14 protein-coding genes are annotated in these 15214 nt (G+C 58.9%); all 14 read left to right on the plus strand.

Annotation, left to right across the window (positions count from 1 at the left end; all coding sequences use genetic code 11):
• Window positions 1-94 precede the first annotated feature (94 nt).
• From asnB (ACO6VM_RS11005) to asnB (ACO6VM_RS11070), 14 genes are read left to right on the plus strand one after another with little or no spacing between them, the layout of a single operon-like run.
• Complete coding sequence (asnB, locus tag ACO6VM_RS11005; RefSeq protein ID WP_347149067.1) at window positions 95-1981, plus strand: asparagine synthase (glutamine-hydrolyzing); 1887 nt, start codon at window positions 95-97, stop codon at window positions 1979-1981.
• 19 nt (window positions 1982-2000) lie between these two features.
• On the plus strand, window positions 2001-3005 hold the full coding sequence (locus ACO6VM_RS11010) for a GNAT family N-acetyltransferase (RefSeq protein WP_401057724.1): 1005 nt from the start codon (window positions 2001-2003) through the stop codon (window positions 3003-3005).
• A complete protein-coding gene (locus tag ACO6VM_RS11015) occupies window positions 3005-3670 on the plus strand; it encodes an acetyltransferase (protein ID WP_422403246.1) in 666 nt (221 codons plus the stop codon). The genes ACO6VM_RS11010 and ACO6VM_RS11015 overlap by 1 nt, the downstream gene beginning before the upstream one ends.
• Window positions 3670-4302 carry a class I SAM-dependent methyltransferase gene (locus ACO6VM_RS11020; protein WP_401057725.1) on the plus strand — a complete coding sequence of 211 codons (633 nt, stop codon included), beginning with the start codon at window positions 3670-3672 and terminating at the stop codon, window positions 4300-4302. The genes ACO6VM_RS11015 and ACO6VM_RS11020 overlap by 1 nt, the downstream gene beginning before the upstream one ends.
• 50 nt (window positions 4303-4352) lie before the next feature.
• The gene (locus ACO6VM_RS11025) at window positions 4353-5216 is read left to right on the plus strand and encodes a hypothetical protein (RefSeq protein ID WP_422403247.1); all 864 of its coding nucleotides are present in this window, start codon (window positions 4353-4355) and stop codon (window positions 5214-5216) included.
• Window positions 5209-5925 carry a hypothetical protein gene (locus ACO6VM_RS11030; RefSeq protein WP_422403248.1) on the plus strand — a complete coding sequence of 239 codons (717 nt, stop codon included), beginning with the start codon at window positions 5209-5211 and terminating at the stop codon, window positions 5923-5925. The genes ACO6VM_RS11025 and ACO6VM_RS11030 overlap by 8 nt, the downstream gene beginning before the upstream one ends.
• A gap of 10 nt (window positions 5926-5935) precedes the next feature.
• Complete coding sequence (locus tag ACO6VM_RS11035) at window positions 5936-7030, plus strand: hypothetical protein (RefSeq protein WP_401057728.1); 1095 nt, start codon at window positions 5936-5938, stop codon at window positions 7028-7030.
• On the plus strand, window positions 7015-7587 hold the full coding sequence (locus ACO6VM_RS11040) for an acyltransferase (RefSeq protein WP_422403249.1): 573 nt from the start codon (window positions 7015-7017) through the stop codon (window positions 7585-7587). The genes ACO6VM_RS11035 and ACO6VM_RS11040 overlap by 16 nt, the downstream gene beginning before the upstream one ends.
• A 34-nt stretch (window positions 7588-7621) precedes the next feature.
• Window positions 7622-8728 carry a glycosyltransferase gene (locus tag ACO6VM_RS11045; protein ID WP_422403250.1) on the plus strand — a complete coding sequence of 369 codons (1107 nt, stop codon included), beginning with the start codon at window positions 7622-7624 and terminating at the stop codon, window positions 8726-8728.
• Window positions 8729-10153, plus strand: coding sequence for a flippase (locus tag ACO6VM_RS11050; protein WP_401057730.1), 1425 nt, complete (start codon window positions 8729-8731; stop codon window positions 10151-10153).
• Window positions 10140-11012 (plus strand): NAD(P)-dependent oxidoreductase, encoded by an 873-nt coding sequence (locus tag ACO6VM_RS11055; protein WP_347149082.1) that lies wholly within the window; start codon window positions 10140-10142, stop codon window positions 11010-11012. The genes ACO6VM_RS11050 and ACO6VM_RS11055 overlap by 14 nt, the downstream gene beginning before the upstream one ends.
• Window positions 11012-12166 carry a glycosyltransferase family 1 protein gene (locus tag ACO6VM_RS11060; RefSeq protein WP_347149084.1) on the plus strand — a complete coding sequence of 385 codons (1155 nt, stop codon included), beginning with the start codon at window positions 11012-11014 and terminating at the stop codon, window positions 12164-12166. Before ACO6VM_RS11055 ends, ACO6VM_RS11060 begins: the two co-directional genes overlap by 1 nt.
• A gap of 16 nt (window positions 12167-12182) precedes the next feature.
• Entirely contained in the window at window positions 12183-13316 is a 1134-nt protein-coding gene (locus tag ACO6VM_RS11065) for a glycosyltransferase (RefSeq protein ID WP_401057731.1), read from the plus strand.
• Window positions 13317-13322: 6 nt separating this feature from the next.
• Window positions 13323-15209, plus strand: a complete 1887-nt coding sequence (gene asnB, locus ACO6VM_RS11070) for an asparagine synthase (glutamine-hydrolyzing) (RefSeq protein WP_401057732.1) — start codon at window positions 13323-13325, stop codon at window positions 15207-15209.
• The last annotated feature ends 5 nt before the right edge of the window (window positions 15210-15214 follow it).

Raw genomic sequence — 15214 nt, forward strand, 5'->3', positions numbered from 1 at the left:
GTGGTAGACCGGGGGGCAATATCCGAGGCGGTGGTCCGGGAGCAGGGAGGCTTCCGGTCCACCGCCTTCACGAATTTCAGGAGCAGCAAAACGCATGTGTGGCATCACCGGCCTCATTCATCTCAACAACAACCCGGTTTCCCCGGTTGTCCTGCAGCGCATGACGGATGCAATCGCTCATCGCGGGCCGGATGGCGAAGGGCACTGGATCGAAGGGAATGTCGGGTTGGGGCATCGTCGCCTGGCGATCATCGACCTGTCGCCGGCCGGGCATCAGCCGGTTGCCTCGGTGTCCCAGCGTTACGTGATGGCCTATAACGGGGAGGTCTACAACTTCCGCGAGTTGCGTACGGAGCTCGAGACGCTGGGCTATCAGTTCCGCTCCCGCACGGATACCGAGGTGGTCCTCAATGCGTTGATCGCCTGGGGGACGAAAGCCCTCGAGCGCTTCAACGGTATGTTTGGGCTGGCCTTGTGGGATCGTCAGGAGCAGACCTTGCTGCTGGCCCGTGACCGTTATGGCATCAAACCGCTCTACTATGCGTTTCAGGGCCAGACCCTGGCCTTTGGCTCCGAGCAGAAGGCGATTCTCGCCATCCCCGAATTCAAGCGCAGCCTCGACAAGGAAGCGCTGCTCGAGTATTTCACTTTCCAGAACATCTTCACCGACAAGACGCTGCTCAACGATGTGAAGCTGATGCCGGCCGGGCATTACGCCGTGCTCGATATGAAGCGCGCAGGTACGCCAGCCCTGAAGCTGACGCAGTACTGGGATTACGATTTCCGCGAGCCTGAGCACAAGCACAGTGACCAGGAGTATCGCGAGGAGCTCGATCGTCTGTTCCGCCAGGCCGTCAATCGGCAGCTGGTAACGGATGTCGAGCTGGGCAGCTACCTGAGCGGCGGCATGGACTCCGGCTCCATCACCGCGATTGCCGCCAAGTCCTACCCCTACATGAAGACCTTTACCTGCGGTTTCGACCTCAACTCGGCGTCCGGCATCGAGATGGGCTTCGACGAGCGCAGCAAAGCGGAATACATGTCTTACCACTTCAAGACCGAGCATTATGAAATGGTCCTGAAAGCGGGGGACATGGAGCGCATCCTGCCCAAAGTGGCCTGGCACCTGGAAGAACCCCGGGTTGGGCAGAGCTATCCGAACTATTACGCGGCGCAACTGGCCTCGAAGTTCGTCAAGGTGGTCATGTCCGGCGCAGGCGGGGATGAAATCTTTGCCGGCTACCCATGGCGCTACTACCGTGCGGTGGTCAACGACGACTTCGAGCACTACATCGACAAGTACTACCAGTTCTGGCAGCGGCTGATTCCGAACAGCCAGATCCGTCAGGTGTTTTCACCGATCTGGCAGGATGTGAAGCATGTATGGACGCGCGATATTTTCCGTGACGTGTTCAAGCACCATGCGGAAAACCTCTACACGCCGGAAGACTATATCAACCATTCGCTGTACTTCGAGGCGAAGACCTTCCTGCATGGCTTGCTGGTGGTCGAAGACAAGTTGAGCATGGCCCATGGCCTCGAAAGCCGCGTGCCGTTCCTCGACAATGACCTGGTTGATTTTGCCATGCGCTGCCCGGTGCACCTGAAGCTGAACAACCTGTCCAATGTCATTCGACTCAACGAGAACGAGGCCGGCAGCAAGACCGCCAAGTATTTCGAAAAGACCCGCGACGGCAAGCAGATCCTGCGCGACGTGATGTCGAACTACATTCCCGGTGATGTCACCAAGGCTGAGAAGCAAGGCTTCTCCGCTCCGGATGCCAGCTGGTTCAAAGGCGAAAGTATCGATTTCCTGCGGGCCACCATCGATAACGACCGGTCGCCGCTGTATCAGGTCATGGACAAGAAAGCCATCAGAGGCCTGGTGGACGAGCACCTGACCGGTAGCAGCAACCGCCGGCTGCTGATCTGGTCGCTGCTTAACGTTAATTCCTGGTTGGAGCAATCCGGTGTTTATTGAGGATCGTTCAGGCGCTGCGATGGCCGAGGCACTGGATGCTTTCGTCATCGGCAGCCCTACTTCGCTTATCTATGCAACATCCGGCTTCATGGGGTTGGTCGCCGACCACCTGGGGGCCCAGGCCCGTTGCCTGTTCTGCCTTGAAGGGGAGCGCGTGGTCGCGGTCCTTCCGTACCTGGTAAAGGAAGGGCACCTCGGCAAGGTCTACAACTCGCTTGCCTACTACGGCAGCAATGGCGGTGTGATTCAGGTCGAGCGCAACGACGAAGTCGCGGGTGCGCTGGTCGAGTTCTTCTATCAGTTGGCCGAGCGTGAGGGTGCTGTTAGCGCCACCTTGATCTCGAACCCGCTGGAGCCGTTTGCCGTCTATGAGCGTCACAGCAAGTACGATTGCCGCGATGAGCGCATCGGGCAGATCACCCACCTGCCGGCACTGGCGAACATCGATGAACTGATGAGCCGTTTCAGTGACCCGCGGCCGCGCAACATTCGCAAGGCCATCAAGGAAGGCGTCACCATCCGCGAAGGCCGCAGCCAGGCGGATGTGGACTTCCTGTTCACTACCCACGTCGAAAACATTACGGCGATTGGCGGGCTGAGCAAGCAGCGCTCGTTCTTCGATGCCATTCCAGCCTTTGTCGATGCGCAGAACTGGAAGATCTTCGTTGCTGAAAAAGACGGCCAGCCCGTCGCGGCGTTGCTGTTGTTCTACCACAACCGTACCGTCGAGTACTTCACGCCGGTGATCGTCGAGTCGGCGCGCAGCACGCAGGCGCTTGCCTTGATCGTGTACACGGCGATGCAGGATGCCATCGCCAATGGCTTTGCAAACTGGAACTGGGGCGGCACCTGGCTTTCCCAGGGCGGGGTGTATGACTTCAAGAAGAAGTGGGGCACCAGCGACTACCCGTATTACTACTACACCCGGATTTTTGATGCGTCCTTGAAAACACGCTCCCGACAGGAGCTGTTGGAGGGTTATCAAGGCTTCTTCCTTCTTCCATTCTCCGAGCTGGGGGCGTGATGAAATCAAAAAAATTGGTGATTGTGGGCACCGGGCTGTTTGCCGAGGTGGCCGGCGATTACTTCAATGAGTTCTCCGACTATCAGGTTGTTGCCTACGCCTGCCACCGTGAGTACCGGAACGCCGAAGCGATTTACGGGTTGCCACTGGTCGCGGTCGAGGATCTGCCCGGCCTTTACCCTGCCGCCGAGGTCGAGGTGTTCGTGGCCATTGGCTACGCGAAGATGAACCACGTGCGTCGACGGGTGTACGAGGAGATGGTTGCGGCGGGCTACCGCTGTGCGACGTTCGTGCACCCCAGCGTCAAAGTCTGGAGTTCCAATACCTTGGGCGACAATGTCTTCATCTTTGAAGACAATACCTTGCAGCCCTATGTCTCCATCGGCAGCAACACCATGCTGTGGAGTGGCAATCACATTGGCCACCACAGCACGATCGGGCACCACAACTTCATCAGTTCCCATGTCGTGATTTCCGGGTCCTGCGTGATCGGCGATCACGTGTTCATCGGCGTCAACGCAACGCTCAGGGACAGCCTGAAGATTGCCGACGAAACCTTGATCGGTGCCGGCGCCTTGTTGATGAAAAACACGAAACCCAAAGAGGTTTACATTGAGGAGCGCACCCGTGCGCACAAGTTGAACTCTGAGGAGATTGGTTTCTGATGGCTGTCGATTCGCAACTCAAACAAATTGAAGCGATGTATTCCGATAACCTGCGCAAGATGGGTGAGGATTCGCGTTCGGTGGGCTGGAACACCGAAGCGTGCCAGAAACTGCGCTTCTCCAAATTGGCGGCCGTGCTCGATGCTGCAGGCGAGCCGTTTTCCATCAACGACCTGGGTTGTGGTTACGGCTCCATTCTGGATTTCCTGGAAAAGGACCTGGGCTGCGAAGTGTCCTGCTACCACGGCTATGACATCAGCCAGGAGATGCTCGATGCCGCGGCCAAGCGCCTGTCGGTGCACCCAGCCGACAAGATCGACCTGCGTCTCGCCAAGGAAGTGACCAGCCTGGCGGACTACTCGTTCGTTTCGGGTACCTACAATGTGCGCTTCGATGCCTCTTATGAAGAGTGGGAAGCGTACATCAAGGAAAGCCTCCACACGCTCGACAAGCACAGCTCGAAAGGCTTCGCCTTCAACTTGCTGACCTCCTATGTCGACTGGGAAGAACCGCACTTGTTCTACGGCAAGTCGGTCGAGTGGTTCGACTACTGCAAGAAGCACTTCTCGCGCAAAGTGGCTCTGCTGCACGATTACGACCTGTGGGAATGGACCATTGTGGTGAAGAAATGAACTGGCAAAGGATTGGCAGGATTTTCACTGCCTCTGGCCAGTTCGAGTGGATGAACAGTCATACCGCGTGCCCGGTGCCGTATCGCATCGACGAACGCCGTTACCGTATCTACTTCGGCACAAGGAACACCAGCGGCCATCCCAGCGTGGGTTCGCTGCTGATCGACCTTGAGCAACCGACGGCGGTCTTGCAGTTGTCCGACGCCCCCCAGCTCACGCATGGGGCGAGGGGGATGTTCGATGACAACGGCGTCTACCCCGGGCCGATCCTCAAGGTCAACGGCCAGGACTGCATGTACTACATGGGGCGTAGCAATGGCGAGGACGGCCTTTACTACATGTCGGTCGGCCTGGCCGGCCTGACTGCCGATGGCGAGCTTGCCCGGCTGTTCAAAGCGCCCGTCCTGGGGCGTAGCGAGCATGATCCCTGGATGACCTCCACGCCCTGCGTGCTTGAGCGCGACGGGCTGTTCCGCATGTGGTACCTGTCGGGTATCGGCTGGGACAGCGCGTCGGTATCCCGCTATCACATCAAGTATGCCGAGTCCGCCGATGGCGTGACCTGGCAGCGTGATGGCCGGGTCGCGATCGACTTCGAGCCTGGCGAGACCAACATCGCCTCTCCCGCGGTCTGGCAGGAGAATGGCAAGTACCACATGATCTTCTGCGCCAGCGCCGCAGCCGCCCAGAACAGCAAGGGCTACGGCCTGTTCCACGCCGAGTCCGATGATGGCTGCCAATGGCAGCGTAAAGGTGCCGTCAATCTGGAGGGCGGGGACAACGAAGCGTGGGACTCGGAAAGCCGGGCCTACCCTTCGGTGTTCATCGAGGGCGGGAAAATCTACCTGCTGTATTCGGGCAATGCGAATGGCAAGGCCGGCTTCGGCATCGCGGTGAGGGATTATCATGGCTAACCCGTTGCACCTGACACTGGATGTGGACTGGGCGCCCGATGCCGTTATTGACCATGTTGCCGAGCTGATCCTTGCACAAGGCGTGAAGGCTACCTGGTTCGTTACCCACTGGTCCCCTGCAATCGAGCGCCTGGCCCAGCATCCGGCGCATTTCGAGCTGGGCATCCACCCGAACTTCCTCAAGGGCAGTTCGCACGGGGAGAGCGTTGCAGACGTCGTGGCGTTCTGCCGCGACATGCTGCCGAAGGCGCGCAGTGTCAGAGCCCATTCGCTGTGCATGAACGGCGAGATCATGGCCGCGTTCTGCCGTTCTGCCGATATCGGCGTCGACAGCAGTCTGTTCATGCCCGGGGTGGAAACGATCGAACCCTTCGTGTTCGAAACGGCCGCTGGCCGAGTGGTGCGAGTCCCGGTCTATTGGTCCGACGACTACCAGTTGGCGGCGAACCAGGCGAATTTCACCCTGCCGCAGCCTGCTGCGACGGGGGTGAAGGTGTTCATGTTCCACCCGATACATGTATTTCTGAACTCACCGGACTTTTCGTACTACGAGTCGCGCAAGGGGCTGATCTTCTCGGGGGCAGCCGAGCCTGAGCAACTCACTACGGTGCGCCACCCTGGAGAAGGTGTGGGCAGCAGTTTCGAGGCACTTCTGCGCCTGCTGAAAAACAACGGCGGCGGCGGCCACATGTCTGACTTCTGCGCGTAAGGAAATACCCATGAAATCCCATGCTACCCATGCACGGCTAAAAAAAAACGCGCTGCGTCTGATCGAAGACCTGCGCCTTGATCTGAGTGGGCTCACCGTCTACACCGAGGCGGCTTCCGGCTCCTACCTGGCATCGCCGGTACTGGCTGCCCTGGCGGGTGCCCAGGTGGTCGCACAGGCGCGCGACTCTCGCTATGGCATGGCCAGCGATGTGATTGCCAACACCCAGGCGCTCGCCGACTTTTGCGGTGTGGGTGACCGTATCAGCTATACGGCGTCGCGGGACCACGTGGCGCTGGGGCAGGCGGACATCGTCACCAACAGTGGTTTCGTGCGGCCGATCGACAAGGACCTGATTGGGGCCCTGAAGCCGACTGCGGTCATTCCACTGATGTGGGAAACCTGGGAGTTCCGCAGTTCTGATTTCGATCTCGATTTCTGCAAGGCCCAGGACATCCTGACCTTGGGCACCAATGAGCATCACCCGGATTGCAACATGATGCCCGTCTGCGGGCATCTGGCACTCAAGCTCATCTATGAGCTGGGTTACGAAGGCTTTGGCACGCGTGTGCTCGTCCTCGGCAATTCGCCGTCGCCGGGCAAGGTCATCGCCGAGCAACTGCGGGCGCTGGAGATGGATGTCGTGTGGTTCTCGTCCACTGACGAGAGCGACTATCGCTATGAAGACCTGCAGGCCTATTTCGACAAAGAAGGCAAGCGGGTCGACGTGATCCTGTTGGCCGAGCACATGCACGGGCACAAGTTGCTGGGCGAGGGGGGCTATCTGGACCTTGGCGCCGTGGCGCAATTGAATCCAGAGCTCGCCATTGGCGTGATCGCAGGCAATGTCGATGGGGCCGAGCTTGCGGCATCGGGTTTGCACTACTACCCCACCTTGATCCAGCCATTCGGTTTCATGACCTACCAGCCTTATGCGCTCGGCGAATACCCGGTTCTGCTGCTCTACGCGGGCGGTTTGAAAGTAGGGGAAGCGATGGCGCGTGCCCGCCTGAGTGGCATGCCTGTGGCGTCGGCGTGCCAGGTTGCGCTGGATAACAGCCCGGCGATGGACTTCATAGGGGGTGATGCATGGCTGAAGGTCTGAACGACACTTTGTTGCTCGAGCTGCGAAAGCTGGCCACCTGCCTGCGTGAGCACACCAAGGGTACCTACAACCGGGTGAACCCTTGGTATGAAGACGTGATGCCATGGAAAGAGCGCGGCGAGTTTTGCGCGGGCGCCGGTTCGAATGTCACTGTTTACAATTCAACCACCGTCAGCGGTGACGTGGAGATTGGCCAGGATTCGTGGATCGGCCCTTTCTGTTCGCTGGATGGCGGGACGGTTGGATTGAAGATCGGCCGCAACTGTTCCATTTCCGCTGCCTGCCACATCCTCACCCATGACACGGCCAAATGGGCGCTGAGCATGGGGCGTCACCCCTACGAATATGCCAGGACCGAGATCGGTGATGGTTGCTTCATCGGCAGCTCCAGCGTGATCACCAAAGGTGTCATTCTGGGGCGTTCCTGCCTGGTGGGCGCAGGCAGTGTGGTGACGAAGAGCTTTGGTGACTGTTCCATCATTGCCGGTGTACCTGCCAGGCAGATTGGCAGGGTTGTGATTACTGATGATGACGTGCGCTTTGAATATGATAAGTAAGCTAAGGCTCTACCTGAGCCTTGCCAAGAAAGACATGCTGTTCCTGTGGGCGCTGCTCGAGCGACGTGTTCGCGCTAAATCGGGCGAGCGTGAAGTGGTTCTGTTTGGCCACCCGATCATTTCGCTGGCCTATGTGGGGCATGCGATTCGTCGCGGCGGTTATGCCACCACAGTAATCGTGCCGGGCGTCTACGCCATCAACAAAGCCAGCGACTTTGACATGGTCGCGCCGGCGCCCCTGGCCTTTTACAGAAAGGTCGTGTCGGCTTCGGTTTGGGTCTACTACTTTGACTCCTTCGATTGTTTCTTCGGCTTCTTGAGGTATTGCCCCGGCCTGGTTCGGCGGCTGGTGGGTGCCCGGTTCGTCGTCATGCCCTACGGCGCTGACGCCATGGAATATCAGAAAGTCTCCGATCTGACGCTGCGCCATGCCTTGATGCTCAGTTACCCGAATACTGTCCAGCGCGAAGCGAAAGTTCGCCGGAATGTGGAGCGTTTGACCGGGGCTTCGGATGTGGTAGTGGGGTGCATCAGCCATACCTTCAACCTGCTGAAGTGGGACGTATTGCCCGTTCACTATTACCCGATCGATCTCGAGAAGGTCGATCGCCTGAAGCCGGGAGTGGTCAAGCATGATGTGTTCACGGTTGCCCATTCCCCCAATCACCGAGGTGTGAAGGGCACTCACCTGATTCTCCAGGCGATCGACGAATTGCAGGCGGAAGGGGTGAGTGTCCGGTTGTCGCTGATCGAACGCAGTTCCAATGAAGATGTGATCAGGCAGCTTCATGCTTCGCACCTGTTGATCGACCAGGTGATCGGTGGCGGCTATGCCTTGAGTGCCATGGAAGGCATGGCATGCGGCATTCCGGTGGTCGCCCATATCAGCAAGGAGGTGGCAGAGGTCTTCGAGATCTATTCGTACCTGAACCACTGCCCCATCGTCTCGTGCGAGCGGACGGTTGCCAGTATCAAGGCAGCGATCCTGCGTGCCATGCACGACCATGAGCAGCTGTCTTCGGCTTCTCGCCAGTATGTCGAAACCTTCCATAGCGTTGAGGCATTGGCGCAACTGTGGGCGGCCATCTGTGATCGCAACCGCACTGAAGATTTGATGAACTTTTATCTGGAGCGGCCTTAGGTGAAGTTCATCAAGTCCGTTGCGATTTACGGCGGGGCCGATTTCGTTTCAAAAATCATTGCCTTTCTGACCTTCCCGGTATTGGCAAAAGCGCTGAATCCCGCAGCCTTTGGTCTGCTCGAACTGGCCTTTACCCTGGTCTCCATTTTTGGTCTTTTCGTGGGCTGCGGCATCAATGGCGCGGCCCAGCGTTATTACTGGGAAGGCGATACGTCACGCGAGCGCCAGCGCGACGTGATCAGCACGGGGTTGTACATCCAGATTGGCCTGGGCTTGTGCTTTCTGCTGCTCTACCTCTTCGGTTATTACCTGGCGGTTGAGCAGTTTGGCCTGGTCTCTCCCCTTGGTGCCTGGGGCGGGTTGGCCTGTGTCCTGCTGATTCTGACGGGCCAATGGGTGCAATACCTGCAGGACACCACGCGGCTGCATTTTTCGCCTTGGAGCTTCTTCTCTGTCGCCCTGACATCCAAGGGGCTGACAAGCATCCTCGGTGTTTGCGCGGTGTTGTATTTTGGCGCGGGTGTCCCAGGGCTGCTGATCGCCCAGGTCTGCTCCATGGTGCTGGTGATGCCGCTGGGCTTGTATCTGGTCAGGCGCGATGTCGGCCTGGTGTTCGACAAGCAACTGGCCGTTGAAATGCTCCGTTTTGGCTACCCGTTCATCTTCGTCGGGTTGGCCTACTGGGTATTTGGCGCTATCGATCGCTGGATGCTGACTCTGATGTCCTCGGTGGAGGACACCGGTATTTTCTCGGTAGCCAGTCGATTCGCTTCCATCCTGTTGTTTGTTTCGATGGCATTCGGGCAGGCGTGGAGCCCGTTTGCGCTGAAGTTGAAGCATGACAAGCCCGAGGGTTACCGCGAAGTCTATTACCTGGTGTTGAATGCGCTGATACTGTGCATGGGCTTCCTTGCATTTGCACTGTCCGTGTTTTCCAAGGAAATCGTCCAGTTGACGGTGGGCGACACTTATGTGGGCGCGGTATTGCCTTTTGTCATCCTGGTATTTGGCGTGGCCTTGCAAGCGGCCACACAAGTTACTGCAATCGGTATCTCCCTCGAACGTAAGACGCACTTGTTTGCGCGATTGTCCTGGGCGGCCGTTGCATTGTGTGCCGGTTTGAACTATTTCCTCATTCCATTATGGGGTGGGGTGGGTGCGGCGTGGTCGACCTTTGTTGTTTACCTGTTCCTGAGTTCTTCTTACTTGTACTTTACCCAGCGCCTCCACCCCTTGCCGATAGTATGGTCCAGGTTGATAGTGGCGGTCATTTGCTTTATGATGATGTTTGCTGTTTCTTTGTTGTTGTATGTTAATTTCGCTGCATGGCAATACGTGTTTGTGAAGTTCTTGCTGGTGTTCGGGTTCCTTGCTTTTATTATTGTTGTTTCTCCGGTAAAGAGATATCTACATGCTTTCAAATAAGAAAATTCTGATCACCGGAGCCAGTGGCTTGCTGGGCGGCCGGGCCGTGAAGGTGCTGAGTGCTGCGAACGACGTGTACGCGCTTAGCCATCGCTCGCCGGAAGTTCCGGTGGCAGGTGTCAACTATATTACTTCTGACTTTTCCAGCCATTTCGATTGCGCCGAGTTCCCGGCGCAGGTCGATGTGGTTATTCATTTATCGCAGTCTTCGCGTTTTCGCGAATTCCCTGAGCAAGCGATGAACATATTCAATGTCAACGTCGCTTCTACCGCGCGTCTGCTCGAATATGCGCGGACTGCCGGGTGTAAACATTTTGTCTATGCGTCGTCGGGCGGTATCTATGAAAGTGCCAAGTCCCAGGTCAATGAAAATTCGCCCATCGTTTCCCACGGCAGCCTTGGCTATTACCTGGCCAGTAAGCTGTGTGGTGAACTGTTGGTGAAGAGTTACGTGTCGTCGATGGATGTCTCGATTCTTCGCTTCTTCTTCATGTATGGCGAGGGGCAGCGGCGCTCCATGCTGCTGCCGCGGCTGGTGGACAACGTCCGTGCCGGCAACCCTGTTCAGCTGCAAGGCGAAGAAGGCCTGATGATCAACCCGGTGCATGTCGCTGATGCGGTGCGTGCCCTGGAGTCTGTCATCAGCACCAAGGGCAGCAACACGTTCAACGTGGCGGGGAACGAAGTGGTTTCATTGAAGCAGCTGGCCGGTCAGATCGGGTCAATCGTTGGAACCGTCCCGGCATTCGAGTCTGCAGCAGGCGAAGCGAGCGGCCTGGTGGCTGACATCTCGGCGCTCAAGGCCCTGGGTTGGGCGCCGCAGGTGTCACTGCAAGAGGGCTTGAAAGAGCTACTGTGATGAAAAAGATTCGCGTATTGCACGCCCCCACCGCAGTGGGCGGGAACCCGCCTGCGTTGAGCCGTGAGCTGAAGCGCCTGGGCTGGGACAGCACGTGCTGCATCATCTCGCAGAATTACCTGGCCTACGCGGTGGATAAAGTGCTGGTGCCTTCGCCCGTGGGCTTTTTCAGGTGCGAGTGGCGGCGCTTCTGGTTCATCGTTTCGTGCCTGTGGAAGTATGACGTCATTCACTACAATGCCGGTGTCACGATCGCCACTGCCAATGTGATCGAGTGGCCGCGCGCGGGCATCAACAAACAGTCGTTGAAGCGCTTCATCTATTCCGCCTACCTGCGGGGGCTGCAGTCCTTCGAAGTGTCGCTGTTCAAGTTGTTCGGCAAGCGCTTGTTCGTTACCTACCAGGGCGACGATGCCCGCCAGGGTGGGTATTGCCAGGCGCATTATCCAATCAGCATTGCTTCCCAGGTGGACGAGGGGTATTACTCGGCACGCTCGGACGCCTTCAAGCAACGCAATATCGCCTACCTCGCCAAGCATTGTGAGCAGGTGTACGCGTTGAACCCGGACCTGCTCAATGTGCTGCCGGCGGACGCGAAGTTCGTGCCTTACTCCCACGTCGATTTCAGTGACTGGAAGGCCAGTTATGAAGGGCTGCGCAGTGATCGGCCACTGCGGATTGTCCATGCGCCGACGCATCGGCGTGTCAAAGGTACCGACCTCATCCTCGAGGCCCTGGAGGCGCTCAAGGAAGAGGGTTTTGCGTTCGAATTGATACTGGTCGAAGGGCTGTCGCAGGCTGAGGCGAGAACCCGCTATGAGCAAGCAGATGTGCTGATCGACCAATTGTTCGCCGGGTGGTATGGCGGCCTGGCCGTTGAGTTGATGGCGTTGGGCAAGCCCGTGCTGGTTTATCTGCGCGAAGAAGACCTGCACTTCATCCCGGAGCAGATGCGTGCGGACCTGCCGTTCATCAATGCCAACCCTTTCACCGTCAAGGATCGCTTGCGTGAAGTGCTGGGCATGCCGCGGGAGGCGTTGGTCGACCTGGCGCAGAGGAGCCGCGCCTATGTCGAACGGTGGCACGATCCGAAGCAGATCGCCGCTTTGGTGGCCGACGACTATTTGGCTTCTATCAACACGCGATCGAAGTGAGCAGATTCGAGCAACCATGAAAACCGTTCTGATACTGAGTTTCTCCAATTTGCAGCGCGACCCTCGCGTGCGCCGGCATGCGCAGGCCCTCGAGGGCCAGTTCCGAGTGGTCACTGCCGGTTACGGCGGTGCGCCAGGATATGGCGATGAGCATGTCGAGATTCCGGAGCCCGGCCGTTCAAGCCTGCCGAAAAAAATGGCCAAGGCCCTGTGTCTGCTGTTCAGGCTCTATGCTGCGGTTTTCTGGCTGGACACCGACAAGCGCGCGGCCTTGCAACGCCTCAAGGGGCAGCAGTTCGACCTGATCATCGCCAATGACGCTTCGGCGTTGCCGGTGGCGTTCTCGTTGTCCGGGCAGCAGGTGCCAGTGGTGGCGGACATGCACGAGTTTGCGCCGGGCGAGCAGCTTTCCGGCTGGAAATGGAACCTGTTCTGGAAAGGCTATCCGCGCTACCTGTGCCGTCGATTCCTGCCCAGGGCCAACCATGTACTGACGGTGTGTGACTCCATCGCGGAACTCTATCGTCAAGAGTTCCTTGCGACCTTGCCCGATGTTCTGATGAACTGCCCCAGCTACATAGAGGCCGCCCCTCAGCAGGTCGGGGAGAAGATCCGCCTGATTCACCATGGCCTGGGCTGTCCCAGCCGCAAGCTGGAGTTGATGGCCGAGGCTGCGTTGCAGCTCGATGAGCGTTTCGAATTCGATTTCATGCTGGTCGAGTCGGACAGCGCCTACTGCCAGTGGCTGAGAGAAACCTACGCTGGTGAGCGCATCCGGTTCCGCGAGCCTGTGCCGATGCCGTCGATCCCTCAGGTGCTCAATCGGGACTACGACATCGGGGTGTTCCTGCTGGAGCCCGAGGCAATCAACTACAAGTACGCACTGCCCAACAAACTGTTCGAATTCATGCAGGCACGGCTGGCGATCGCTGTTTCGCCGAGTCACGAAATGGCCAGGCTGGTGCGTTCGACAGAGGTTGGGGTAGTGGCCGAGGACTTTTCCTCGGCGGCCCTGGCCCAGGCGCTCAACGCGCTGGACAAGGCAACGATCATGTCGATGAAGCAGGCTTCCGCTGTGGCTGCGCAACGTTACTGCGCCGAGACGGTGTATTCCGATTTCAAGCGTCTGGCTGACGCCCTTACGAGATAAGTTTGCATGTGTGGAATTTTAGGTGGTGCCTGGTTTGACGGGGCTTCGGTGCCCGTGGGCAAAGTTGACGAGGCGCTGCATACCCTGCGTTTTCGTGGCCCGAACGACAATGGCCGGGAGCTGTATGCCTGCGCGGGTGCCAATGTGGCGCTGGGCCATACGCGCCTGTCGATCATCGACCTGAGTTCCGGCGGCCATCAGCCGATGACCACGGACGACCAGTCGATGTCGATCGTATTCAATGGCGAGATCTACAACTACCGCGAGCTGCGCGCCGAGCTGCAGGCGGCAGGCCAGGCCTTCAAGTCGGACTCCGATACCGAGGTGCTGCTGGCCGCCTGGCGCACCTGGGGGGCTGCATGCCTCGACCGGCTGGTGGGCATGTTCGCCTTCGTCGTCCTGGACCGTAATGCCGGCACCTTGACCTGCGTGCGCGACCCGTTCGGCATCAAGCCGTTCTTTTATGCCGTGGAGCAGGGGAGTTTCCTGTTCGCCTCGGAACTGCCGGCCATCAAGGCCCTGAAGCGCGACAAGGCGCAGCTGAACTGGCAGCGCTCTTACGATTACCTCGTGCACGGCGACTACGACAGTTGCCCGCAGACCTTCTTTGACGGTGTCTCGCAACTGCTGCCAGGCCATATCATGCGCGTCGACCTCAAGTCGGGCGCGCTTGGCGAGCCGCAGTGCTGGTGGCGCCCGACCATTGACGAGCGTCATGACCTGAGCTTTGCCGATGCGGCCGAGAAGGTTCGCGAAGAATTCCTCTCCAGCATTCGCCTGCATCTGCGCAGCGACGTTGCCATAGGTGCGGCCCTTTCCGGTGGTATCGACTCCTCTGCGGTGGTCTGCGCGATGCGCCACGTCGAGCCGGACCTGCCGATCAATACCTTCAGCTACATCGCCCGCGGCAGTGAAGTCAGCGAGGAAGTCTGGGTCGATCGGGTCAATGAACACGTCGGCGCCGTGCCGCACAAAGTGGTGGTCAGCGCCGAGGAGCTTGCCCGCGACCTGGACGACATGATCCTCGCCCAGGGCGAGCCCTTCGGCAGTACCAGCATCTATGCGCAGTACCGGGTGTTCCAGCTGGCCAAGGAGCAAGGTGTGACCGTCACGCTGGACGGGCAGGGCGCGGATGAAATGGCGGCCGGCTACAGCGGCTACCCGGGGCAGCGCTTGCGCAGCCTGGTGGAAAAAGGGCAGTTGGGGCAAGCCTGGCGTTTCCTCGACCAGTGGTCGCAGTGGCCCGGCCGCAGCCGCATGGGCGGCGCCAAGCGTTGCGTTGCCGAAATGACTCAGGGTTCGTTGTACCAGGCCCTGCGCTCGCTGAACGGCATGGGCGCATTGCCTTCCTGGATTCGCAACGAGCCGCTGGCAGAGCGGGGGATCGAGCTGCGCTTCCCGCATCAGCGCGCCGAAGTGACTGCCCGTGGCCGACGCCTTATGGCTGAGCTGGGGTTGTCGCTGACCAAGCGTGGCTTGCCGGCGTTGCTGCGCCATGGTGACCGCAACTCGATGCGCTTTTCCGTGGAAAGCCGTGTACCGTTCCTCACCACGGGCATGGTCGACCTGATGCTTTCGTTGCCGGAGTCGTACCTGATTTCGCCACAGGGCGAGACCAAGTCCGTGTTCCGTGCCGCCATGCGCGGTATCGTGCCCGATGATGTGCTGGATCGGCGTGACAAGATCGGGTTCGCCACGCCGGAGCAGGTCTGGTTGGGCTCGATGCTCGACACGGTTCGCGGTTGGCTGAGCCACGACCTGCGGCTGCCGTTTTTCGATCAGGCGCAGGCCCTGCAAGAGTTCGAGCTGATCATGGCCGGCAAGAAGCCGTTTTCCTGGCAGGTATGGCGCTGGATCAACTTCAGCCGCTGGCACCAGCATTTCATCGAGTGATGCAC

Origin of the sequence: Pseudomonas sp. GZD-209 (genome assembly GCF_049310485.1) — a bacterium.
GTDB classification, from domain to species: domain Bacteria; phylum Pseudomonadota; class Gammaproteobacteria; order Pseudomonadales; family Pseudomonadaceae; genus Aquipseudomonas; species Aquipseudomonas sichuanensis.